The sequence below is a fragment of the Streptomyces sp. NBC_00690 genome, from assembly GCF_036226685.1.
Lineage (GTDB): Bacteria > Actinomycetota > Actinomycetes > Streptomycetales > Streptomycetaceae > Streptomyces.
Genome location: NZ_CP109009.1, coordinates 8,530,263 through 8,551,796, shown reverse-complemented (window position 1 = coordinate 8,551,796; position 21,534 = coordinate 8,530,263). Strand labels below are relative to the sequence as shown.

Genomic DNA, 21,534 nt, shown 5'->3' with positions numbered 1-21,534 from the left:
CAAACCCAACAGGCTGAACAAGCCGCACGGGCCCGCTCAGAGGACCCAGACCGCTATGCACCCACGCGAAGAACAGGCTTGATCACAGCCCCCGCCCGCGTATCCGCAACAGCCTCATTGATCTGATCGAACGCGTACGGGGTGACCAGTCGATCGAAGGGGAAGCGGCCCGCCTTGTAGAGGTCGATGAGCTGGGGGACGAACAGTTGGGGAATGGAGTCGCCCTGGGCGACCCCCCGGACCTTGCGACCGCCGAGGAGTGCGTTCATATCCACCTCGGCCCGGGCACCGGCGGGCGCACCACCGATGAGTGCGGCAGTGCCGAGGGGTGCGAGCGCATCCACCGCGAGGGTGAGCATCTCCGGCCGGGCAGTGATCTCCAGAACATAGTCCGCACCGCCGTCGGTGATCTCCGCGATGCGCGCGGCAACATCCTCCTCCTTCACATTCACCGTGTGAGTGGCGCCGAGTTCCGCAGCGAGCTCAAGGCGTTCGGCGACGATGTCGACCGCGATGATCGGGGACGCTCCCGCGACCTTGGCCGCCATCACCGCGGCGAGCCCGACCGTGCCCGTGCCCATCACCACGACCGATGCACCCGCGGGGACCTTCAGCGAGTTGAGGATCGCACCGGCTCCGGTCTGTAGACCGCAGCCGAGCGGGGCCAGCAACTCCAACGGCACATCGGGGTCCACCTTGACGACGTTGCGTTCGGTGGCCAGGGAGTGGGTGGCGAAGGAGGACTGTCCGAAGAAGTGGCCGTGGATCTCCTCGCCGCCGGCGCTCTCGCTCCGGTGCAGTGCATTGGTTCCGTCGAGGCGGGAGCCGCCGAAGTTGGCGGGGAAGGAGACCGCGCAGTACGCGGGGTTGCCACTCAGGCACGGTCGGCAGTGACCACACGATTGGTAGGACATGACCACGTGGTCACCGGGTGCCACCGTGGTCACGGCGTCACCGACCCGTTCGACGATCCCCGCGCCCTCATGGCCGAGGACGGCCGGCAGCGGTACGGGCAGCGCCTGGTCGCGCACATGGACGTCGGTCTGGCAGACCCCGGCCGCCACCACCTTGACCAGCACCTCGTCGGGGCGCAGCCGAGTGTCGAGCTCCAGGTCTTCGAAGACGAACGGCGCGCCCTTCTGCTGCACGACCGCGGCCTTCACCACGAGGGAAGTGCGGTCTGAGCCGTCGGACGCCTGTGGGGAGAGGGATTCCCCTGCTACCGCCATGATCAATTCTCCCAACCGGATGTGCTCCCCGGGGACAGGGCGGGTGCCGCTGGCGGGGACGGTGATCCATCTGCCGCCTCTGCGGCCTGGAACGAAACGCGGACGAACAGCTCCTGCGGTACCCACAAGGGGGTAGCACTCGAAGCTATTTAGTTCGTTGCGCAACGAAGCATAGGCACGCTTTCAGTCAAGGGTCAAGGAGCCCTGGAGGCCACCCGACGACGGGCGGGAATAGCCCTCCACGCCCAGGCGCTATGAGTGCTATATTTCGTTGAAAGACAAACTATATTGAGGTGGTACCCCACTCTGAACAGGGGAGTCGCCTTCCGAGGCAGTGCTGAGATCGTTGCGTAGCCCGCAACAGCTCCTCTCCCCGGGATTCGACCCCAGCCACCAGATCAGCGTCTCTCCGAACCTCCGGGCACGCATCCCGGGCGGATCGCCGAGGGCCCGCTTGCCGCGGGGACATTCGCCCGGCCGAGCCCGGTCGAAGCGGAGATCGTCCACCCCGCACCACGCCTGAGCTGACCGGAGCCACCACCCGCCCGCACCGCCGACGACAGCTCCAGGAGGACACCATGGCCACCACCCAGATCGCTCCCGACGCCCAACAGACCATGCGGGCCTTCCTGACGGCCGCGCGCCTACTGTCGGAGCAGTTGGGGCAGGGGCTGCGGCGGGAGAGCGGAATGTCGCAGATCCACTACGAGATCCTGGCCTGGCTCTCCGATTCGCCCGACCAACGGCTGCGGATGACCGAGTTGGCCCGGCGCACCGGGGTGTCGACGAGCAGGCTCTCCCACCTGGCCGACCGGCTCGAACAGCGGGGTTGGATCGAGCGGCTCAGCAGTGCGGCAGATGGTCGGGTCCATCTGGCCCGGCTCACGGAGGCGGGGCACGATGCCATGGAGGAGGCCGCTCCTTGGCATGCCGAGTGTGCGCAGTCGCGCTTGCTGGACCACCTCACCGAAGAACAGTTGCAGCAGTTGCGGCTCATCAGTGAGGTGCTCAGGGAACAGCTGACCGGGCGTGGTGTGCAGTTGCCCGCACAGGGTCCGCGCCAACCGGCCGCCGGTCCCGAGCACTCCTCCGGCCAGGCCACCCGCTTCGTCGAGCACATCGCCCCTCATCTCCGTACCCCGAAGCCGGAAGGACGCCCGTGAGCACCTCCCCCGCCGATGTCCGCCCGGTCGACCGGAAACTGCCCGCTCTACCGATGGGCACCTGGCACATCGACCCCTTGCACTCCACCGTCGGCTTCGTCGCCCGGCACCTCGGATTCGTCCGGGTACGCGGTCGGTTCACGGACGTGGAAGGAGTGCTGCGGATCACGGATCCCGTCGAGGAGTCGACGGCGGAGGTGTGCATGGCGACCTCGACCGTCGACACCGGTGTTCCGGCCCGTGACCGTCATCTGCGTTCCGCCGAGTTCTTCGACTCCCGGCGGCATCCGCGCATGGAGTTCCACGGTCGTGGAGTACGGCCGAACGGCGACGGCTGGGTGATGGACGGTGAGCTGACCATCGCGGGAACGACCCGGCCGGTGACACTGACCGGCGAGTTCCTCGGTGAGGACGTATACCCCTTCACCGGAGGCCGTCGCATCGCATTCAGCGGCCACACCCGGATAGACCGGCGCGACTTCGGAGTGTCGGCCCTACCACCGCTCCCCGGTGCCGCCATCTTCGTGGGTAACGAGGTGGACGTCCATCTGGAGATCAGTGCGGTCGACAACGAGACCCGCCCCTTCAGCGAACAGATCCTCGGACGCCCGCTCGCCCTCTGATGGCGCCCCCGACCCTCGGCGGGTGCCACCGCATCCGTCCGGACACCCCGCAACAGGAACAAGGAACTGATATGACCAAGATCGCTATCGTCGTCGGCAGCACCCGCCCGGGGCGCGTGGGCGACTCCGTCGCCCAATGGGTCCACGGCATCGCCAGCCAGCGGGATGACGCCCAGTTCGACATCGTCGATCTCCGTGACATCCAACTGCCCCTGCTGGACGAGGTCGCCCCGCCGTCGTTCGGGCAGTACGCCAACGACCACACCCGCCAGTGGTCAGCGCTGGTGAACTCGTACGACGGATTCGTCTTCGTCACCCCCGAGTACAACCACTCCACCTCGGGTGCGCTCAAGAACGCCATCGACTTCCTGTACGGCGAGTGGAACAACAAGGCCGCCGGGTTCGTCGGCTACGGCAGCGCGGGCGGTGCACGGGCCATCGAGCACCTTCGCGGCATCATGGCCGAGGTGCAGGTGGCGACCGTACGCAACCAGGTGATGCTGTCGCTCTTCACCGACTTCGAGAACTTCACCACCTTCACACCGCAGGCGGTGCAGGCCGACGCGGTGGGTCCGATGCTGGACCAGGTGATCGCCTGGAGCACGGCGCTCAAGCCGCTGCGCACCGCCGCTCAGGAGACGTCTGCCGTCGCCTGATGCCTCACGATGACAACCGGTCCCCCGCTTCTCGGGTGGACCGGTTGTCGTCTGTCACGAAGAGGACCTTCGAGCATCGCCCCGAAGGGCCGGTCAGCAGCCCGTTCTGGGCGTGGTGGGAGCGCCTCGCGGTTTGCAGGGAGGACGTGCCAGGGGCGGTCGGCGTGACCCTGGCGCTGTACGGGCGCAGTGCAAGAAGAACGAGCTGAACGCGAAGGACTCGACGGATGCCGAGGAAGAACGGGGACTTGGAGCGACGGCGCTCGGTGGTCAGCGGACGCCGGTGTCGTTCAACGCGGCGCCCGCGCCACCCGGCTATGACGGCGAACGACGGTCATGCCATCGCGGCCATCAGGACCGCGTACACCGCCAGGGCGACGATGCCCAGCACGATCCCCGCCTTCGCGATGCCCACACTGGAACGCGGCGCCTCGCGCAGTGCCAGGTATCCGGCCAGTATGGCAAGGGGGCCAAGGATCAGACTGAAGAGGAAGAGGGCGAGGACTCCGCACACCAGGCTGACGATCGCCAGCCCTTGTGCGTAGGAACGGCTGCGAGGAGCGGAGGTACCGCTGAAGCTATGCATGGCTTCTCCCGTGGGACATGGGGTCGGGGTTCGTACCTTTCTGTGCACGCGTGTTCCCGCACTGACCCTCCTCAGTCATCGAAGGCCCGAATTCCCCCGGGCCTTGCCTTGCCCCGGCTTGTCTTGGGGGTCAGCCGCTTCCATCCACTCGACCCACCGTCAATGCCCAACGCCTTAGGCGCAGTTGGGGATCTCGCGGAAATAGCGGTGCACTAGCGTGGCGTTGTGCAGGAGGAAGCGCGACTGAAGCGCACCGACGAAGGAGGCAGTCATGGCCGGCGACCGAGCGATCATCCATCTGGCCGATGGTGAACGGGCCGTGCGCATCGGGACCGAGGAGTCCGGGACCCATGTCGTGGCCGCCTCCTCCGTCGAAGCGGCAGTGGCACACGCGGTCGACCTGGTCGATCGAGGGGTCGACAGCATCGATCTGTGCGGCGCGACCGGCTACATCTGGACTGCCGCAGTCGAGGCTGCGGTCCAGGGCAGGGCCTGCGTGAACACGGTGCTCTTCGGCTTCGAATCGCTGACCAGTGTGGCCCACTACAAGGAAAAGGCGAGTGCCGGTGCCGCGCTGACGGCGCTGTTCATCTTCGTACAGGAGGGGGCCGGACAGGAGAGAGAGCACTTCGTCCACCACGAGGGCGACTCACGCTCGGTCTTCGTCGCAGTCCCGCATCCGGATCGGGGGGCGGCAGTGGCGGCCGATTTCGCCGACGGCGTCCAGTTGATCGAGTTGTACGGAGGATTCGGGGCATCCGATGTGGCGGCAGTGATCACCGCAGTGGACGGGCGAATTCCGGTGGGAGTCGCCGCCCGCTCCTAGAACCGCTCCAGGACTGAAGCCACACGATCAGCGGTGCCGCCGGGCGGTGCGATCGGCCAGCGCCGCGGCCGTCCGATCACACCGGAAGCGATGGGTTTCGATGGGGGCCGATGGGGCGCTCGCCATCGCAAATCGAACAGGCGTACCATTTCGGCCATGGCCCTCTCCCCGTCCCCAGGCGACCTCCACGATGTCCAGCTGCGACTTCACCAGGCTGCGGCCGTCACCCGATCCACGCCCGCTGGTCCCGCGAACACCGGGGCCAGCCGTACCTTCCTCGCCGCCGTCTGACCCGCTTCACCATGAACGATTCCGAACGGGCACGGCTGCGCGGTGAACTGGAGATGCTGCGGTTCCTGCGGCGGGTCCAGATCCAACAGCTGGAGCAGACCGAGCGCTGGATCGGGCGGGCCGAACACCGCCTTGCACGGAGCCGTCCGGACGGTCCCCTCCCGCCCCGGCCCCGGCGTCCGACCTCATCGAATCCCCCGGCACGATGGATCCTGGAGCAGAGCATCGCCGGGCCGGTCACCGTCCACACCGGCGATTGCTGGATACCCGTCGAAAACAGCCAACCGCTCACGCGTGCCCAGGCTCGCAGCGCATTGGCCGACGGCGCCATGGCCTGCCCGGGATGCCGGGCGGACAGGACACTCGAACAGCTCGGATGATCACTCGGGCACTCCCCCGAGGCACGAACCACAGACAACTGGCACCACGGGGATCACAGGGGACAACGGCTCATACCTCAATGCCCAACCCCTCGCACCAGCGGTTTTCAACATGGCTGGTTGCGATCCTGCGACCCGCCGTGGAGTCCTAGGGTGCGTGGGCGTGACGCACTTCTCGGATCGTTCCCCGCTCTGGCGCAACCCACAGTTCGCCCTGCTCGCCTCGGCACGTGGCATCTCGGTCCTGGGGAACGGCTTCGCCCGGGTGGCGCTCGCCTTCGCCGTGCTCGCCCTGCCCGGCGCCACACCGGGCGAACTCTCCTTGGTCCTGGCCTGTCAGGCACTGCCCCAGTTGGTGTTCATCCTGGTCGGCGGGGTCATCGCCGATCGCATGTCCCGGTCGCGCGTGATGGTCCTCGCCGACCTCCTGGGCCTGATGTCCTACGGAGTGCTGGCTCTCCTGGTCCTGACCGACCACGCACCGTTGCTCGCCCTGTGCCTCCTGGCCGTGGCGGCGGGGACCGCGACAGCATTGTTCTCCCCGGCGATGGACGGGGTAGTACCGCTCGTGGTGCCGAACGAACGGCTCCAGCAGGCCAACGGGCTGCTGCGGATGAGTACGAACGTCTCCCTCCTGTTGGGACTGGCCCTCTCCGGTGTGACGGTCGCCGTGGTCGGGGCCGGCTGGGCGTTGGCGTTGAACGCACTCTCCTTCGGGGTCAGCGCGGTCCTCACCGCCCGGCTGCGCATCGCAGGTCGGCCGCCCAAGGTCTCCTCCGGTTGGGCGGACCTCAAGGAAGGTTGGCGCGAGTTCTCCTCCCGGACATGGCTATGGGTGGTGGTCGCCCAGTACTCACTGGTGGTGGCCGCACTCAACGCGTTCCTCGGAGTCCTCGGGCCGCTGGCCGCGGAGTCGGACCTCGGTGGCGCCCGAGCCTGGTCGCTGATCGTGGCGGCACAGGCGCTCGGGACCATCGCGGGTGCCGGACTGGCCAGTCGGGTTCGGGTCGCCCGACCGGTGTTGGTGGCGGTGTTGGCCACCTTCCCGGCAGCGGCCCCGATCGCACTGCTCGCCTGGCAGGCGCCCCTGTGGGTGATCGCTCTGGCCATGTTCGCAGCCGGTGTGGCCTCGGATGTGTTCGCCGTGCTGTGGGTGACCACCATCCAGCGTGAGATTCCCGAGGAAGCCCTCTCCCGGGTCAGTTCGTACGAGTGGTTCGGATCGTTGGCCTTCGCTCCGCTCGGACTCCTGGTCGCCGGGCCCGTCGCAGAGGCCGTGGGGAGCAGCGAAGCCCTGGCCGGGTGTGCGCTGTTGGTGGTCGTGTCGACCTGCGCCGCGCTCCTCTCGCGCCAGGTGCGCACCCTGACGTCCAAGACGCCCGCACCGGCGAGCGAAGAAGGGACCCGGGAAACCCCGGAGGACCGTCCGTCGAGCCAGGAGGCAGCGGGCTGAGGCCGGGCCCTGGTTCCTGATTCCCGGCTCCTGGCTCCTGGCTCCTGGCTCCTGGTAGAGGAACGGTCCTCTCGCGTCGCATCCGCGGTAGCCCGTGGAGGAGGCGGCCCGGTGTGACGGCGCGCCGGCAGCGGCGCTGACGTCGGGGCGACGAAACAACGCCCGCCGGCCCCCGTCGGCCATCTGCGGGACGGGAGATCGGCGGACGGGAGTGGCGGGAAGGTTGGGAAGGTCAGGAAGGACCGCCGGACAGGAGGAAACCCCGGTACCCGTCCTGGGCTACCGCCGTGCATTCCTTGCGGTAGCGGTCCAGCCCTCCGACGTAGGCCAGGAACACCCTCGGCTTGCCGGGCACGTTGGCCCCCATGTACCAGGAGGCGGCAGCCGGGTAGAGCGTCTGGCCTGCGAGTTCGGCGACGTGGGCGCCCCAGCTCTGCTCGGCTTCGGGGGTCGCATCGATCTCGGCGATGTCGTGGTGCCGTAGATGGGTGATGCAGTCGGTGATCCACTCCACGTGTTGCTCGATCGACACCATCATGTTGGTGAGAACCGACGGGCTCAGCGGCCCGGTAATGGTGAACAGATTGGGAAAGCCTGCCGAGACCAGACCCAGATAGCTCTGCGGGCCATCCGCCCACTTCTGCTTGAGGGGCAGGCCCGTCCTTGCCGACGATGTCGATGGCGGTCAGCGAACCGGTGAGGGCGTCGAACCCGGTGGCGAAGACGATCACATCGACGATGTGTTCCTGGTCGGTGGTCCGCACTCCCTTCGGGGTGATCTCCACCATCGGAGTCCTACAGAGGTCGACCAGGGCCACATGGGGCTTGTTGTACGTGGCGTAGTAGTCGGTGTCGAGGCAGGGGCGCTTGGTGCCGAAGGGGAAGGTGCGCGGGGAGAGGGCCTCGGCGGTCTCCGGGTCGACGACGGTCGACCGGATCTTGGCCCGTACGAACTCGGCCACGGTCTCATTGGCGGCTTCGTTGACCAGGATGTCCGTGTAGGAACGCATCATTCCGCTGAGTAGCCCGGTGTTCCAGGCCGCCTCGTAGGTGACCGTGCGTTCCTCCTCGCTCACGCCCAGGGCGGACTGCGTCGGCATGTCACAGACGGAGCCGCCCTTGGAGAGGCGCTGGGCTGCCCGGAACTGCGGATAGCCCGCCTTGTGCTCGGCCAGTTCGTCGAGCGGCAGTGGACGGTTGAGGGCCGGCAGCGCATAGGCCGGGGTGCGCTGGAAGACGGTGAGCTCGGCGGCTCGCTCGGCGATGACGGGGATGATCTGGACGCCGGATGATCCGGTGCCGATCACGGCGACCCGCTTGCCCGTGAAGTCGACCTCTTCCTGCGGCCAGCGGGCCGTGTGGTGGATCTCCCCCGCGAAGCTGTCCACGCCGGCAATGTCGACCTTCTTGGCCACCGAGGAACAACCCGATGCCATCACCACGAACTGTGCGGTGATCCGCTCGCCCGTATCGGTGGAAATAAGCCAACTACAGCTGTTCTCATCATATTCGGCGCCGGATACCCGGGTCCGCACGGTGATGTCCTTGCGCAGGTCGAATCTGTCGGCCACATGGTGGATATAGCGAAGGATCTCGGGTTGGGTCGCGTACTTCTCGCTCCACACCCACTCCTGATCGAGCTCGGGAGAGAAGGAAAACGAGTAGGAGAGGCTTTCGATGTCGCAACGGGCACCTGGGTAGCGATTCCAGTACCACGTACCGCCGATGTCCTCGCCGGCTTCGAGTACACGGACCCGCAGACCTTTTTCCCGTAGCCGATGGAGCTGATAGAGGCCGGAGAGGCCGGCCCCGACCACGACGACATCGACCGCTGGAGAAGGGGACGGAACACTGTTCATGAAATTCTCCTGTGAGGGGTCCTCGCCCAGGCCGTACGGGCCGGCGCGCCGATCTGGTGCGGGCCGCCGGTCTCACCGCCGCATGAGCGTCGCGGTGTTGGCGACAGTGGATCAGCCGCCCGCCTTCCCCTTGTTCGCCCCTTTCGCACAAATATCAAAAGGAAGCGTCATTCCTCCCTCGAAGCCTTGGCGATTTCCGGGGACGATCCACTCGGCGATGATGGTGCGCCCCTTCGCGCTTCGCCGCCACCGATTGCGGTCAGGTGGGCGCAGAATCACAGGGAGTTGGCGTGATCGACATGAGTCCGCTCATGGGTCGGCCATCATCGAATCCATGCTCCCGAGGGGATTTCTGCCAGCGCCTTGCCTATGCGCCCGGAAGTGGCAGTGATTTCCCACCCGGAACACCCTCAGGCCGATGTACGTGCTCAGCAATCAACGGCCTCGCCGGGGAGTGCTATCAGCCGTCGCCCACGGCCGCCCCTATCGGCTGAATGCGGCGAGTCGCTCACCATGGACGGTCAATGGGCGGTCGAACCCACACATCGCCCCCGCTCCTACGACCACTTGACCCGACGGGTCCGAGCGTCGGTCCCCGACCTCATGCCCAGGCATGCGTCGTCCCCCGAAGCCTCAGGCTCCGGGGGACGACAAAAGGGAGTGGCACCACCTATCGGATGGCCCCTTCTCAACCCGAAGGGTGATGCCACCTGCCCGGTGCCTCCGTTCCATCCCTTGGCGGGGGCGCCGGGCGCGCGAGGAGCGTCAGCCCTGGTTGCCGCTCGCGGACGAGTGGCTGGCCATGACAGCTCCGTAGAAGGGCATGGCCAGGCTGCTGAAGATGTCGGCAGTGCCGGGGCCACCGGGGTTCTTCCAGTCGCGCAGCAGTTCGGAGATGACGCCCACGGTGCTGTTGAGCGTGGCACCGGCGTTCTGGAGACGCAGCAGGGAAGTCTCACGAGCGAGCTTGTTGGTGGTGCCCGATGCATCCGTGACGGAGTGGACTTCATAGCCACGGCCGAGCGCGGAGAGGGAGGCGAACATCAAGCAAACGTCGGTGATGACACCCGCGATGACGAGGTTGGGGCGGTTCATGGCGCGGACGGCGTCATCGAAGTTCGGGTCGTCGAAGGCATCGACCTCGCCCGAGCGGTGGATGATCGGTGCCCCTTCGGGCAGTTCGGCGACCAACTCGGGCAGGAGCGGCCCATTGGGCCCCTGCGGCGCCGACGTGGTGGCCACGATCGGAAGACCGAAGACCTTGGCGGTACGGGCCAGGGCCTGGGCGTTGCGCCGGACTTCGTTCTGGTCGTGGTCCTGCACGCCGAGGATCAGACCGGCCTGGTGGTCGACCAGCAGGATGCCCGTGTTCTCGGGGGTCAACCGGTTGGTCAGGTAGCTGTTGCTGCTCATGTCGCTGATTCCTTGGGGTGAAGCGGCCCGGGAGCCGCGATTCAGGTGCCAACCACAAGCTTTTTGTTGCTTGCGCATTCATCTTAACCGGCAGCCTTCCGTAGGTATTTCCGGGAGCATCCACCTCTTGGTGGTGATCTGGGTCACACGACGGTGTCGCACTCCCGAACGCCGTCCACCGTCTGGAGCGCATCGAGGGTGCCTCGAAGGGACGCGAGCTGGTCCGAGGAGAGCCGACTGGCGAAGGACCGCTCGACCACCTCGGCGTTGGTCAGTACGGCCGCCCGCAACAGCGCCCGCCCCTCTTCGGTGAGCTCGATCAGTGCGCCACGACCGTCCTCCTCGATCGGCGTACGGGTCACCAGCCCCCGCTGTGCCAGCCGATCGCAGAGCCGGCTCACGGCGCTCTGCGTCAGCACGATCCGCTCCTTGAGGTCCTTGAGTCGTGCACCGTCCAGCGGGATGTTGACCAGGGCGTCGAACTCGCTCACCGAGAGTCGGTGCCGATCCGCCAGCTCGCGTTCGATCTCGCGGAGCACCGCGTGGTGGATCTCCATAAAGGACCGCCACACTCCGACCCTGAAGGACCGGGACGCCGTGGCAGGGTTTGACTGGGACATGGGCCGCCTCCTCGTTGCATGCGTACACAACATTTTCGCAGATCGTGTACGCAAACCACGCAGCCCGTACCCAATCACTCCGGCGCACCCCTGGCGCTGCTCCGTTCAGGGACCTTGAGCCGTCCGGATACGGAGGCGTGCAGCCCGCCACGCACCGTTACGAGAAGGCGCGGAAGAGCCACCTGAACACGCCCAGCACGGTGGCGGTCCACACCACTCCGAAAGCGCCTATCACTGCCGGTTGGGAGCTCATCACCCCCGCGACCAGCAAGATCATCGACAGCACCGCCATCAGTGGCAGCAGCGCTCTTCGCCAGCGGGGGCGGGCAGGACTGGCGGCGACCCGGCGTTCAAACCGCCGGTCGCGCCGCAAGGCGCTCTCCAGCTCTGCCCAGGCTTGCTCTTCGCGGTCCGTCAACGGTCTGGCCGACATGGTGACCTCCCAGAAGCGTGAGGGAAACCTCCCACTTCATGGCGTCCCTTGGCACAGGGTTGCGACACCCTCGGGTCCATGGGCGTCCATCAGCGGACACCCCCTCCAATGTCGCTCAGCTCCCGTGGGCGCGCCAGTGCCGGGGGACGAGCCCAGCCGCTCTCGGGCTGTTCGGCAGACCCGCACCGACACGCGAGGTGTGGCGGAGGCGGGCTCTCGGCTCTCCTCGCGGGCCTGGTTCACCATGCGCGAGGCGGTGGTGCCCGACGCCAGGTCGAGCACCACCGCCGCCAGATATTGAGGGTTTCTCGCTACCGCGCCGACCGTCCCGCGGGGGCAGCTGCGGCAGCCTCGATCGGGCGCTCAGTCCCGAGCACGGACCCCGCGGACGGCTCCACATCGGACCGGGCGTCCGGTGCCGGCTGCCGCAGCCAGAACGTGAGGCCGAGGCCGAGCAGATAGACACAGGCGATCACCCAGACCGTGGCTTCGATGCCGAGCGGCCCGACCAGTCCGGCCATGGCGGAACCGGCGAACTGGCTCAGCCCCGCGCCCAGGTTGAGGATGGCGACCGCACTGGCGATGTGCCGGGGGGCGAGGAGCGGCATGATCGCGGACAGCGGCACGAACGCCCCGAGTGCCAACCCGTAGAAGATGGCCACGGTCAGCGTCAGACCGAAGTTGGGGCCCACCGCCTGGGGGACGTAGAAGAGTGCGAGCACCGTCACGAAACAGCCGAGTCCACCGATCCAAGCAACCGTGTTGACACCGCCGATCCAGTCGGCGACATAGCCGGAGAGCAGATTGGCCACGACGTTGGCCAGGAGCATGGTGCCCCAGATGGTCTGCCACTGCGCCGTGGAGAAGCCGACCTCATTGACCATGTGGGTCGTCAGGAACACCACGAACGCGTAGAAGGAAAGGGTGTTGATCAGACGGACCACACCACCGACACCCACCCGGGGATGCGTCTTGACGATGGTGAGGGCGTTGAACATCTTGGCGACGGATTCCTTCGTCGTCTCCGGGGGCTTGGTGACGACACGGGCCCGGACCAGGAAGATGATCAGACAGCCGCCGGCCCCGACGAAGGCGAGCGAGAGCCAGAGGGTCGCCATCTCCCCGATGACGGGGATGACCGCACCGGCGAAGTAGGAACTGATGACGCCGAGGCCCATCGTGGAGGCGAACCAGTACCAACTCACGGCACGGCTGAGCTTGTCGCCCGGGGTCTCCATGGCGATCCACACCAGGAAGCCGTAGGCGAAGAAGGGGTAGCCCAAGCCACGGATGCCGAAGGTGAGGAGCATGACCGGGTAGTTCCCGGCAGCCACGCCCACGGTCAGGAAGAGAACCTCGAAGACGGCCCAGATCCCGAGGCCCAGCAGCATGACGCGACGCGGGCCCCAGGCTTCGGCCAGGGCCCCGGAGAGCCAGGCCGCGACGGCGACGACGAATCCGTACACCGTCCAGAGCAGGGTGACCTCGCTTCCGGAGAGCCCCCGGGACTCAAGGTACGGGGACAGGAAGCCGACTTCGATGCCGTCGCCGACCATGAAGAGCATGACGGCAAGGAAGCCGAACGCCAGCGGACGGACGATCCCCTGGCGTTCGAGGAATCCCTGACGGGGAGCGGCGGCTTCGGCCGCGGGATGGGACGAGGTGGTCATGGGCCCTCCGGCATGCACCACAGATGCGTGAACATCTGATCAATATTCGAACCAAAGTGCATGTAATATGAGTGGCACCCCAGCGGGTGTCAAGCCTTCCCCGGCCCCTTCACGACCAGCCGGAAGGCACTCCTCCGGTGGGATTGCGGACGGGATCGCGGACCCTTGACCGGCAACTGCGCGGCGGGGCAAGATCCGAACGGAGGATCAATGGACAGAACAAATGGTCAGAAGCAGCCGCCCTTGGGCAAGATCGCGCGCCTGTACTACGAGCACGGTCTGACCCATCAGGAGATTGCCGACCTCTGCGGGCTCTCCCGGATCAAGGTGACTCGGCTGCTGGCCGAAGCCCGTCGGGTGGGCATCGTGGAGATCACCGTGCACAGCGACGACCATCTGTTCGTGGGGTTGGAATCCGCCCTCGGGCAGGCGTACCCCCTGCGTCAGGCGTGGGTGGGGCCGACGTTCGCGGACGAGGCCCGAGCCCTCCACTCGCTGGGAGCGGTGGCCGCCGAATGCATCGGCACGTTCCTGGAAGAGGGCACGACCGTCGCCGTGGGGTTGTCGGGGTCAGTCGCTGCGATCCCCGGGCACCTTCGGCCGGCAGCCGCGCTGAACCTGGGCATCGTGCCCCTGACCGGCAGCAGGGGCGGCATTTCGCGTGCAGCGAGCTCCCATGAACTCGCCCTGGCCTTCGCCGCCGCCGTCGGCGGGCACGCCTACCATCTGCCCGCACCCCTGCTCGCACGCAATGTGGAGGCGGCTCAGGTGTGGCGGGAGGACCCCGCGGTCCAGGAGACGCTGGAGCGCGCCGCATCGGCGGACGTGTTGATCGCCGGGATCGGCGGTACGGACACGGACGGCGGCGTCCTCGTCCAGGGCCTGAGCCCGACGGAACTGGCGGGCATCCGGGAGCGGGGCGCGGTGGGCGACATCGCGGGGCGCTTCTTCGACGCGAACGGCGCCGCGGTCGCGGGCGAGGTGGACGAACGGCTGATCGGGCTGGATCTGGACCAGTTGCGGTCGGTACCCGTCCGGATCGGGGTGGCCCGCGGCGCCGACAAGCGCCCTGCGTTGGACGTCGCGGTGCGCCAGGGCCTGATCAATGTGCTGGTGACCGATGTCAGCACCGCCGAGGGGCTGTTGGCGAGCGCCGACGCTCCGACGGACCGGCCGGTATGAACGGCCGGCGATCCAACGAGAGGACATGAAGTGAAGCCGGTACACACCCTTGAGGGCCTGTGCGAACAGTTGGCGGAGGTCGGACGGCTGGCCGTGGAGCGCGGGTTGGTCCTCGCCAGCGGTGGCAACCTGTCCGCGCGGCTCCCGGGCGGCGATGAGTTCGTCATCACCGGCGCGGGGACCTGGCTGGATCGCCTGGAGACGGCGGACTTCACCGTGATGACCGTGGCGGGCGAGCGGACCGGGGGCGCGGCCAAGCCGTCGAGCGAATGGAAGCTGCACCAACGGAGCTATCAGGTCCGCCCGGACGTGAACTGCGTCGTCCACCTCCACCCCCAGCATGCGGTCCTCCTGGATGCGGTGGGTGAGGAGATCCGTCTGATCACCCTCGACCACGCCTACTACGTCCGTTCCGTGGGCACGGTTGCGTACCACCCCAACGGGTCGGACGAGCTCGCCGACGCCTCGGCCGAGCAGGCGCGCAAGCACGACTGCATGGTGCTCTCGCACCACGGTTGCTCATCGCTGGGCGCGGACATAGGGATGGCGTTCCGCCGTGCCATGAACCTGGAGGAGGCTGCTGTGGCGACCTATCGGGCGCTGACCCTGGGCAACACCACCGCCGCCTTCCCTGCATCGGAGTTGGCTGCCCTCCAGCATGCGTAGAACCTGACGCCCGAGGAGCACTTCCAGTCAGAGATCGCTGCTTGAGCTGGTCGGTTCCGTTGTGTCCGCCCTCAGCTGAGGATGCCGCGTTGGTACCCGGCCGCCACCGCCGCAGCCAGGTCCCAACGCCCCATCCGCGTCAGGAGATCCAGGAAGCAGTGCCTAGCGGTCGGCCCTGGCATCGAGACCGCCCAAGAGGAAGCCGGTCAACGCGCTGACCGCTTCACCATCGGTCACCCGCTCCCGGTTCAGCTCGGCGGCGATCGCCTCGGCCGCACCCAGCACGCCGACGCACCACAGCCGGAGGGCCCCGGGCGCGAGCCCGGAGTATGGCAGCAGCGCGGTGGCCATCAGGTCCGCGTAGCTGTCGGTCAGCTCGTGCTGGATCGCCTCCATTTCCGGGTTTCCTTTCAGCGCGGCGGAAACAGCGCTGAGCTCCGGCATGTCGGTGGCGCAGGCGAAGTAGGCGGCGCTGATGACGCGGGCGACCTCGCCGGCGCTGGGTGCGGCCTCCCCCAACGCCCGTGTGATAGCGGCCCTGTGGCGTTCGTCGAGTCGTCGGTAGAGCGCGAGCAGGAGGCCGGGGCGAGTGGCGAAGTGGTCGTATGCGATCGGTCTGCTCACGCCGGCTTCCTCCGCGAGGGTAACCAGCGTGAGGCCATCGGCGCCCTGAGTGCGCACGATCGCCACGGCGGTGTCGAGCAGCTGCTCCCGCCTGGCCTGCCTGGACAGACGGGTCGGTGTGGTGGCCATGGTCCTCCCTTGCGTTCCCATGCCAATCTAAGCTACAAAACGTAGGTTACAAAATGTAGCTTCATGGATGTGAGGAGAACCCACCGTGGGACAGCCAGAATCGGTACTGATCTTGGGTGGTACGGGCCAGGCGGGCACGGGGGCCGCCGCCCTCCTGCGCCAATGGCACCCGACACTGCCGCTGACCATCGCGGGTCGTGACATCGAGCGCGCACAGCGGGTGGCCGACGAACTCGGTGCCGCAACGGCCACGACCGTCGATCTGCGGCGCAGCGATCTCGGCCTCCCGGCCGACCGCTGCCACTCGGCGGTGGTCGCCGCGCTCTGGGACGACCAGCTGCACGGGCTGCACTATGCGCAGCATCGCGGGCTGCCGTACCTCAGCATCTCCAGCGGCCTGGTGGACATCGCGCCGGAGGTCGTCGCGGGCGCCCAGCGGGCGAACGCCGCGCCGATCCTGGTGGCCAGCCACTTCTGCGCCGGTACCGTCGTCCTCGCGGCACTGCACTTGGCCCGGGAGTTCGACCGGATCGACACCATCCGGGTCAGTGCCGTACTGGATGAACTGGACACCGGCGGGCCCGCGGGAATAGCGGATCTACAGCGGTGGTCCACGGCCACCACGGCGGGACTTGTACGCCGGGACGGCGTCTTCACCTGGGTCACCGGCCCCGACGCACAGGCGGATGTGCGCAGTGCCGACGGCACCGAACTGCCCGGCCAGAGCATCGCGATCCTCGACGTACCAAGCCTCGCCCTCGCGACGGACGCGCCCAACGTCCGCTTCGACTTCGCCGTCGGTGAATCCGCGGGCCGGCGCCGCGGCGAACCCGCGTCCTTCGAGGTCCGGATCGACCTCGAAGGAGCAGACCGAGGCAGTGCACCGAGCAGTACGAGCCGCTACCTGGTCCACCCGGCAGGGCAGCGCCCCTTGACCGCAACCGGCATCGCCCTCGGCGTCGAGCGATTGCTCGGGCTGCGCGGCGAAGCCGTCACACCGGGCATCCACACCCCCGAGGCACTGCTCGACCCGGCCTATGCGGTCGAACGGATGGCAGAGACCGGCGCCGCCTTCATCACCGCGCCCGGCGACAACTGAGCCCCACTTCACAGGAACCGCACCCGTCCTCGTTCGGTGGTGCGGTACGAGCCTCTCAGGAGCCTGCATGCGCAATCACTGCGTCTCCTGCCGGAGCCGGTATTGGAGGGCTGCGAGCACAGTCGCGTCACCGGAACTCACGAGGGACCGCGAGTCTGCTGGCAGCCGCCCCCACAGATGGAACAGGAGATCTCCGGGCTCGCCTTCGATCCGCGCGTCCGGCACCGCCCCTTCTGCGGCACGCTCCCCCTGAGTCTCCCGCAGCGTCACCGACCATTGCCGTCCGCCGCAGCACAACGCCACCGTGAGGTAACCACGGGGGTTCATGACCGCATGGCGCCGCAAGCCTCTGACAGCGCCGGGCCCCGTCTGCTCCTATGCGTGCCGCGATTCGGTCAGGAGATCGGCGGCGTTGGCCACCGCTGCGGGCTGCCCGCCCTCGGCCCAGGCCCGCAGGGCCCGTTCCGCGATCCGGGAGTGTTCGGTGATGACAGCGTCCGACGCACCGCCGATGTGGGGCGTGACGGTCACGTTGTCGAGCCGGAACCACTCCGCATCGGCCGCCGGGGGCTCACTCCAGAACACGTCGAGACCGGCTCCTGCGATCCGCTTCTCCCGCAGGGCCGACAGCAGCGCTTCTTCCTCCACCACGGCCGCGCGGCCGGCGTTGATCAGATACGCATCGGGGCGCATCAGCGCGATCTCCTCGGCGCCGATCAACCCCACCGTCGATTCATGGAGGGGAACGTGCACGGTGACGATGTCGGAGCGGCTCATCAGCACGTCCAGGCCCACCACATCGGCTTGTTGCCCGAACTCATCGGCCGCGAGGAAGGGGTCGTACACGAGGACGTCCATCCCGAACGCCAGGGCCCGGCGCATCACTCGGCGGCCGATGGCACCGCCGCCCAGGATGCCCAGGGTCCGCCCGCCCAAACCGATTCCCCGGAATCGCGCATAGGGCTCGAAGATGTCTTCGGCGGTCCAGTGGCCTGCCCGCATCCACCTCTCGGCAGCGCTGGTGTGCCGGACGGTGGAGAGGATCAGTGAGAAGGCGAGATCAGCGGTGATCTCTGCGTTGCGCGCCGGTGTGGTCGCCACCGGTATGCCGCGTCGCGTGCACGCGGGCAGATCCACATTGACGGGGCTGGCCCGGCAGGAGACCACGAACTTCAGTGCCGGGGCCGCGTCCAGCGCCTTCTCGTCGACCCGGTCCACCTCGCAGACCACGGCGTCGGCCACCGCGAGCCGGTCGGCGAGCTCGGGCCTGGCGAGTGAAGCACCCTCGAGGGACGGCTCGGCCACGTCGACGTCGAACAGGTCGGCGAGCCGCTCGATCGCCGCGGGGTCGAAGGGCGCGGTGATGAGCAGTCGTGGACGCAGGGTTTTGGCACTGGTCACAGGGACTCCGTTCCATCGGCGTCGGGCGCCGACTCCGGGGAAGAGGACGGGGATGAGACGGCCTCGGTCGAGGCCCTCAGTTCACGCAAGGACGGCCATACGGAACGCAGCGCGTCCCTGGCGGCAGCGAAGGTCAGCGCCTGTCGGCCCGCGAGGGCGCGCGCGGTGGGGTCGGGCAGGAACACATCAACGGGACGGGACAGTCCCAGGAGTGCCGCGTCGAGATCGGCGACCGTACCGCCGCTGACCATGGCCAGTGCGGCGGCGCCCCGGGCTCCCAACTCGGGTGCGGTGGAGCGCTCGACCGGTCGGCCCACCACATCGGCGAGGATCTGGCACAACAGATCGGACGAGGCCGATCCACCGGCGATCCGCAGCACCCTCTCGCCAACCGAATCCGCCTCCCCCAAGCACTCGCGCACCGTGAACGCGATCCCCTCGTAGACGGCACGCACCAACTGTCCGGCCGTCGTACGGATGCTCATGCCGACCCAGGCTGCGGACGCCGTCCGGTCGACGAAGGGGGCACGCTCGCCGTGGGGCGAGCCGTAGGGGAGATAGACGACACCACCGGCGCCCGGACCCGCTGCCCGGGCCAGTTGCTCGACCTCGGCCCAACTGCTGCCGTCCAATCCGGTCACCCGGGTGACCCAGTCAAGGTTGGGCGCGCCCGCCATCGGAGCCAGGCATTCGAGGACGTGCGGGCCGAGGCCCGTGGCCAAGGTGATGGCTGCTTCTGGCCGGGAGCGGCCCTTGCCTTCACGGACGGTCGCGGTGAAAGCGGTCGTCCCCACGATGAGGTAGGCGTCGCCCGGTCGCAGCGACCCCAGACCGAGGCCGCCCGCTGCGGCGTCCACCAGACCGGTCGCCACCGGCACCCCCGGTGCCAGACCGGTGGCCGCGGCTGCTTCGACACCGACCGTGCCGGCAGTTGACCAGGGTGGGCGCACCGGCGCGAGGAGGTGCCGGAAGCGCTGGTGCCCCAGCCCGTCGATCAATGCGTCAGAGTACGCTCCCGTGGCCACGTCGACATAGGTCCGGGAGGCTTCGGAGGCGTCGGTGGCGATCTCTCCGGTCAGCCGGAAGCGGATCCAGTCCTTGCAGTTGAGGTGGTGGGCGGCCCGCTCCAGCCGGGCCGGGTGGTCCTGTTCCAGCTGCTCCAGCAGGACCGGCAGCGCACCGGGGAACAGGGAGGAGCCCGTGATGTCCCGCACCAGTGCCCCGCGGCCGTCCCGTTCCCATTGGTCGACCCGGGCCGCGGCCGTGCCGTCCATCCAGATGGCGGCGGGGCCACAGGGCAGCCCGCCGGCGTCGACCAGCCAGGCACCGTCCCCCTGACCCGTCACACCGACGGCCGTGACATCGATGTCGCCACCGGCCTGCCGAAGGGCCGCACGGACGGTGTCACAGACCGCTGACCACACGCCTTCCATGTCCTGCTCCACCCGGTCGCCCTGATGGACGGCCGTCAAAGGCGCCCGCGACCAGCCGAGTTGCTCCCCGTCCGGCGCGAGGACCACCGCTTTGACCGCGGTCGTGCCGGCGTCGATGCCGACCACTGCCTGCCGAGCCACTGATGAACCTCCCATCACCACACCATGAACATTGGTTCATCGAGCGATCCAAAGTGCAGCAAACTTAGGCGGGTGGGCCGTCGCCGTCAACCGTCCCCGGCCGTTCGCCCCGCACGGGGACCTCGTGCCGGCCAGGCACCAACGGTTCGCCGCACGGCCGTCCACCGGCCGCCGAAACGACGGCGGAGACCGCTCACCAGGCGAACCCACCGGGCAGCACGACACGCGAGGGGACCTCGTGCGATCCCGGCGCCCGCGGGCGCCGGCACGAGCCGAGAGCAGGGCACACACCGAGAAGCCTCCTATCAAGTGACTAGTAGCACTATGTAACTCACATTGATTAAAAAGCTTCAGCCGCATTCCCTAACTGTCGGGAACCCTGTTCAATAAATATTGGATAAGGGCGGTAACGTAGAGGGCCATTCTGCCGAAAGCCTTTCAGGATTCGAATTTCGTTTCCCATACGACGGCGCTCTTGGCTTTCCGGCACCTCACGAGCACGCAAAAGAATCTTCGTCACACACCATCGCCCACCGGTCGCATTTCGCCGGGATTCGCCCCCGGGCGATTCACCTTCGCTTCATCCCCGCTCCGTGCTCCACACAATTCGCTGTGCCGTGTCCCTCCCAGAGGAGCCATGGATGGAAGAGTTCAGCAAAGCACCCGACGGTGAGATAGCCCCCGCGCAGGCGGCCACCCGCTCCATGGGCTCCGTGCTGCAACGCATGGCCTATCCCGCACTCCTGGCCACCACCGTGGCGACCGGAGTGGTGGCACTGGCCAGAGGATGGGACCCCACCCGCATCAGCCCCCTCTTCCTCATGGGTGTCCTGCTCTACCTGACGGCCCTGGAAAGACTGATTCCGTACAACCGCGCGTGGCATCCGAGCCGCAGCGAATGGCGCTGGTACGGCATCTACTTCCTGTTCACGATGGTGGGAAGTGCCGTGGCCCAGGCGCTGGTGAGCACCGCAGTCGCGGCCCTGTCGCCCGCGGTTCCTGCCCTCCCCCTGTGGGTCGAGATCCCCAGCGCCCTGTTACTGGGCTCGCTGGCCAGTTACCTCGTACACCGACTGGGTCACACCCAACCCCTGTTGTGGCGGCTGCACGGTGTGCACCACGTCCCGCAGAAGGTGAATGTCGCCAACAACGGCGTCAACCACGTACTCGATATCGTCCTGGCCCAGGGTTTCGTACAGCTCGCCCTGGCCCTGGCCGGGTTCTCCCGGGAATCGGTGTTCGTCGTGGGGCTCTTCGTGACCGCCCAGGGGTATTTCGTCCACGCAAATATCGATGTGCACATCGGTCGTCTCAACCATTTCCTTGCCAGCCCCGAACAACACCGCCTGCACCACAGCACCGCCCTTTCCGAGGCAGGTCACTACGGATCCGACCTATCCGTCTGGGACCACCTCTTCGGCAGTTACACCTGGCGACCCGGTCGCACACCCGTCGCGGTCGGCCTCAGCGATCCGGCGTCCTTCCCCGACACCGGCCAGATCGTCGCCAGCCTGCTCCATCCCACCCGTCGCCCACCACGGGACGGCGGTGACACCCCTGGGAACTGACGGCCGGGGCGCGTGCCCACCGCGCCCTGCGGGGACCCCACCGAGCGATACCGCCGCCGACCGCCCCCGCCCTTGTGACCCGCAGTCCC

Annotated in this window: 23 protein-coding genes and 1 pseudogene; 12 read left to right on the top strand and 12 right to left on the bottom strand. The window is 67.7% G+C overall.

Annotated features, from left to right (window positions below; all coding sequences use genetic code 11):
- Nucleotides 1–53: 53 nt before the first annotated feature.
- Nucleotides 54–1,229, bottom strand: coding sequence for an NAD(P)-dependent alcohol dehydrogenase (locus OID54_RS36305; RefSeq protein WP_329026749.1), 1,176 nt, complete (start codon nucleotides 1,227–1,229; stop codon nucleotides 54–56).
- 578 nt (nucleotides 1,230–1,807) lie between these two features.
- Between OID54_RS36305 and OID54_RS36300 the strand changes: the two genes are divergently transcribed.
- The 3 genes from OID54_RS36300 to OID54_RS36290 all read left to right on the top strand — a co-directional run bounded on the left by OID54_RS36300 (nucleotide 1,808) and on the right by OID54_RS36290 (nucleotide 3,671).
- On the top strand, nucleotides 1,808–2,392 hold the full coding sequence (locus OID54_RS36300) for a MarR family winged helix-turn-helix transcriptional regulator (RefSeq protein WP_329026748.1): 585 nt from the start codon (nucleotides 1,808–1,810) through the stop codon (nucleotides 2,390–2,392).
- A complete protein-coding gene (locus OID54_RS36295) occupies nucleotides 2,389–3,015 on the top strand; it encodes a YceI family protein (protein ID WP_329026746.1) in 627 nt (208 codons plus the stop codon). Before OID54_RS36300 ends, OID54_RS36295 begins: the two co-directional genes overlap by 4 nt.
- 71 nt (nucleotides 3,016–3,086) lie before the next feature.
- Nucleotides 3,087–3,671 carry an NADPH-dependent FMN reductase gene (locus OID54_RS36290; protein ID WP_329026744.1) on the top strand — a complete coding sequence of 195 codons (585 nt, stop codon included), beginning with the start codon at nucleotides 3,087–3,089 and terminating at the stop codon, nucleotides 3,669–3,671.
- A gap of 334 nt (nucleotides 3,672–4,005) precedes the next feature.
- On the opposite strand, the gene OID54_RS36285 is transcribed toward OID54_RS36290, so the two are convergent.
- A complete protein-coding gene (locus OID54_RS36285; RefSeq protein WP_329026742.1) occupies nucleotides 4,006–4,257 on the bottom strand; it encodes a DUF4190 domain-containing protein in 252 nt (83 codons plus the stop codon).
- 271 nt (nucleotides 4,258–4,528) lie between these two features.
- On the opposite strand from OID54_RS36285, the gene OID54_RS36280 reads away from it, so the two are divergent.
- The 4 genes from OID54_RS36280 to OID54_RS36265 all read left to right on the top strand — a co-directional run bounded on the left by OID54_RS36280 (nucleotide 4,529) and on the right by OID54_RS36265 (nucleotide 7,207).
- Nucleotides 4,529–5,083, top strand: a complete 555-nt coding sequence (locus OID54_RS36280; RefSeq protein ID WP_329026740.1) for a DUF6506 family protein — start codon at nucleotides 4,529–4,531, stop codon at nucleotides 5,081–5,083.
- A 156-nt stretch (nucleotides 5,084–5,239) separates the two neighbouring features.
- Entirely contained in the window at nucleotides 5,240–5,374 is a 135-nt protein-coding gene (locus OID54_RS36275) for a hypothetical protein (RefSeq protein WP_329026738.1), read from the top strand.
- Between the two features lie 11 nt (nucleotides 5,375–5,385).
- Complete coding sequence (locus OID54_RS36270; RefSeq protein WP_329026737.1) at nucleotides 5,386–5,754, top strand: DUF6233 domain-containing protein; 369 nt, start codon at nucleotides 5,386–5,388, stop codon at nucleotides 5,752–5,754.
- A gap of 163 nt (nucleotides 5,755–5,917) precedes the next feature.
- Nucleotides 5,918–7,207 (top strand): MFS transporter, encoded by a 1,290-nt coding sequence (locus OID54_RS36265; RefSeq protein ID WP_329026734.1) that lies wholly within the window; start codon nucleotides 5,918–5,920, stop codon nucleotides 7,205–7,207.
- A gap of 232 nt (nucleotides 7,208–7,439) precedes the next feature.
- Here OID54_RS36265 and OID54_RS36260 read toward each other — a convergent pair whose 3' ends face one another.
- Entirely contained in the window at nucleotides 7,440–7,745 is a 306-nt protein-coding gene (locus OID54_RS36260) for a hypothetical protein (protein ID WP_329026733.1), read from the bottom strand.
- Nucleotides 7,746–8,370: 625 nt separating this feature from the next.
- Here OID54_RS36260 and OID54_RS36255 point away from each other — a divergent pair.
- A complete protein-coding gene (locus OID54_RS36255; protein WP_329026731.1) occupies nucleotides 8,371–8,499 on the top strand; it encodes a hypothetical protein in 129 nt (42 codons plus the stop codon).
- On the opposite strand, the pseudogene OID54_RS36250 reads toward OID54_RS36255, so the two are convergent.
- The 5 genes and pseudogenes from OID54_RS36250 to OID54_RS36230 all read right to left on the bottom strand — a co-directional run.
- Nucleotides 8,467–9,066: pseudogene (locus tag OID54_RS36250) on the bottom strand (flavin-containing monooxygenase); the annotation flags it as partial. The gene OID54_RS36255 and the pseudogene OID54_RS36250 overlap by 33 nt on opposite strands.
- Nucleotides 9,067–9,831: 765 nt before the next feature.
- Nucleotides 9,832–10,479: an isochorismatase family protein gene (locus tag OID54_RS36245; protein WP_329026730.1), complete on the bottom strand. Its 648-nt coding sequence runs from the start codon at nucleotides 10,477–10,479 to the stop codon at nucleotides 9,832–9,834.
- 143 nt (nucleotides 10,480–10,622) lie between these two features.
- Nucleotides 10,623–11,099, bottom strand: coding sequence for a MarR family winged helix-turn-helix transcriptional regulator (locus OID54_RS36240; RefSeq protein WP_329026728.1), 477 nt, complete (start codon nucleotides 11,097–11,099; stop codon nucleotides 10,623–10,625).
- 157 nt (nucleotides 11,100–11,256) lie between these two features.
- Nucleotides 11,257–11,532, bottom strand: a complete 276-nt coding sequence (locus OID54_RS36235) for a DUF3040 domain-containing protein (RefSeq protein WP_329026725.1) — start codon at nucleotides 11,530–11,532, stop codon at nucleotides 11,257–11,259.
- Nucleotides 11,533–11,843: 311 nt separating this feature from the next.
- Nucleotides 11,844–13,202: an MFS transporter gene (locus tag OID54_RS36230; RefSeq protein WP_329026724.1), complete on the bottom strand. Its 1,359-nt coding sequence runs from the start codon at nucleotides 13,200–13,202 to the stop codon at nucleotides 11,844–11,846.
- A 210-nt stretch (nucleotides 13,203–13,412) separates the two neighbouring features.
- Between OID54_RS36230 and OID54_RS36225 the strand changes: the two genes are divergently transcribed.
- Nucleotides 13,413–14,384 carry a sugar-binding transcriptional regulator gene (locus OID54_RS36225; protein WP_329026722.1) on the top strand — a complete coding sequence of 324 codons (972 nt, stop codon included), beginning with the start codon at nucleotides 13,413–13,415 and terminating at the stop codon, nucleotides 14,382–14,384.
- A gap of 30 nt (nucleotides 14,385–14,414) precedes the next feature.
- Nucleotides 14,415–15,050: a class II aldolase/adducin family protein gene (locus OID54_RS36220; protein ID WP_329026720.1), complete on the top strand. Its 636-nt coding sequence runs from the start codon at nucleotides 14,415–14,417 to the stop codon at nucleotides 15,048–15,050.
- Between the two features lie 162 nt (nucleotides 15,051–15,212).
- Here the strand turns inward: OID54_RS36220 and OID54_RS36215 are convergent, their stop codons facing one another.
- Nucleotides 15,213–15,803 carry a TetR/AcrR family transcriptional regulator gene (locus OID54_RS36215; protein ID WP_329026719.1) on the bottom strand — a complete coding sequence of 197 codons (591 nt, stop codon included), beginning with the start codon at nucleotides 15,801–15,803 and terminating at the stop codon, nucleotides 15,213–15,215.
- An 85-nt stretch (nucleotides 15,804–15,888) separates the two neighbouring features.
- Here OID54_RS36215 and OID54_RS36210 point away from each other — a divergent pair, with 85 nt between their 5' ends.
- Nucleotides 15,889–16,902 (top strand): saccharopine dehydrogenase, encoded by a 1,014-nt coding sequence (locus tag OID54_RS36210; protein WP_329026716.1) that lies wholly within the window; start codon nucleotides 15,889–15,891, stop codon nucleotides 16,900–16,902.
- A 75-nt stretch (nucleotides 16,903–16,977) separates the two neighbouring features.
- Here the strand turns inward: OID54_RS36210 and OID54_RS36205 are convergent, their stop codons facing one another.
- Genes OID54_RS36205 through OID54_RS36195 form a run of 3 tightly spaced genes read right to left on the bottom strand, consistent with a single transcriptional unit; the run spans nucleotide 16,978 to nucleotide 19,892 of the window.
- Nucleotides 16,978–17,229 (bottom strand): hypothetical protein, encoded by a 252-nt coding sequence (locus tag OID54_RS36205; RefSeq protein ID WP_329026714.1) that lies wholly within the window; start codon nucleotides 17,227–17,229, stop codon nucleotides 16,978–16,980.
- 48 nt (nucleotides 17,230–17,277) lie between these two features.
- Nucleotides 17,278–18,303 (bottom strand): NAD(P)-dependent oxidoreductase, encoded by a 1,026-nt coding sequence (locus OID54_RS36200; RefSeq protein WP_329026712.1) that lies wholly within the window; start codon nucleotides 18,301–18,303, stop codon nucleotides 17,278–17,280.
- A complete protein-coding gene (locus tag OID54_RS36195; protein ID WP_329026710.1) occupies nucleotides 18,300–19,892 on the bottom strand; it encodes an FGGY family carbohydrate kinase in 1,593 nt (530 codons plus the stop codon). The genes OID54_RS36200 and OID54_RS36195 overlap by 4 nt, the downstream gene beginning before the upstream one ends.
- 626 nt (nucleotides 19,893–20,518) lie before the next feature.
- Here OID54_RS36195 and OID54_RS36190 point away from each other — a divergent pair.
- Nucleotides 20,519–21,445 (top strand): sterol desaturase family protein, encoded by a 927-nt coding sequence (locus OID54_RS36190; RefSeq protein WP_329026708.1) that lies wholly within the window; start codon nucleotides 20,519–20,521, stop codon nucleotides 21,443–21,445.
- Nucleotides 21,446–21,534 lie beyond the last annotated feature (89 nt).

What these genes read in the sequence shown, in the direction of transcription:
- OID54_RS36260 (WP_329026733.1), bottom strand. Translation starts at nt 7,745, where the DNA reads ATGATGGTGTCGATCGAGCAACACGTGGAGTGGATCACCGACTGCATC.
- OID54_RS36215 (WP_329026719.1), bottom strand. Translation starts at nt 15,803, where the DNA reads ATGGCCACCACACCGACCCGTCTGTCCAGGCAGGCCAGGCGGGAGCAG.
- OID54_RS36305 (WP_329026749.1), bottom strand. Translation starts at nt 1,229, where the DNA reads ATGGCGGTAGCAGGGGAATCCCTCTCCCCACAGGCGTCCGACGGCTCA.
- OID54_RS36195 (WP_329026710.1), bottom strand. Translation starts at nt 19,892, where the DNA reads ATGGGAGGTTCATCAGTGGCTCGGCAGGCAGTGGTCGGCATCGACGCC.
- OID54_RS36270 (WP_329026737.1), top strand. Translation starts at nt 5,386, where the DNA reads ATGAACGATTCCGAACGGGCACGGCTGCGCGGTGAACTGGAGATGCTG.
- OID54_RS36245 (WP_329026730.1), bottom strand. Translation starts at nt 10,479, where the DNA reads ATGAGCAGCAACAGCTACCTGACCAACCGGTTGACCCCCGAGAACACG.
- OID54_RS36205 (WP_329026714.1), bottom strand. Translation starts at nt 17,229, where the DNA reads ATGAACCCCCGTGGTTACCTCACGGTGGCGTTGTGCTGCGGCGGACGG.
- OID54_RS36300 (WP_329026748.1), top strand. Translation starts at nt 1,808, where the DNA reads ATGGCCACCACCCAGATCGCTCCCGACGCCCAACAGACCATGCGGGCC.
- OID54_RS36190 (WP_329026708.1), top strand. Translation starts at nt 20,519, where the DNA reads ATGGAAGAGTTCAGCAAAGCACCCGACGGTGAGATAGCCCCCGCGCAG.
- OID54_RS36240 (WP_329026728.1), bottom strand. Translation starts at nt 11,099, where the DNA reads ATGTCCCAGTCAAACCCTGCCACGGCGTCCCGGTCCTTCAGGGTCGGA.
- OID54_RS36280 (WP_329026740.1), top strand. Translation starts at nt 4,529, where the DNA reads ATGGCCGGCGACCGAGCGATCATCCATCTGGCCGATGGTGAACGGGCC.
- OID54_RS36285 (WP_329026742.1), bottom strand. Translation starts at nt 4,257, where the DNA reads ATGCATAGCTTCAGCGGTACCTCCGCTCCTCGCAGCCGTTCCTACGCA.
- OID54_RS36235 (WP_329026725.1), bottom strand. Translation starts at nt 11,532, where the DNA reads ATGTCGGCCAGACCGTTGACGGACCGCGAAGAGCAAGCCTGGGCAGAG.
- OID54_RS36225 (WP_329026722.1), top strand. Translation starts at nt 13,413, where the DNA reads ATGGACAGAACAAATGGTCAGAAGCAGCCGCCCTTGGGCAAGATCGCG.
- OID54_RS36230 (WP_329026724.1), bottom strand. Translation starts at nt 13,202, where the DNA reads ATGACCACCTCGTCCCATCCCGCGGCCGAAGCCGCCGCTCCCCGTCAG.
- OID54_RS36275 (WP_329026738.1), top strand. Translation starts at nt 5,240, where the DNA reads ATGGCCCTCTCCCCGTCCCCAGGCGACCTCCACGATGTCCAGCTGCGA.
- OID54_RS36290 (WP_329026744.1), top strand. Translation starts at nt 3,087, where the DNA reads ATGACCAAGATCGCTATCGTCGTCGGCAGCACCCGCCCGGGGCGCGTG.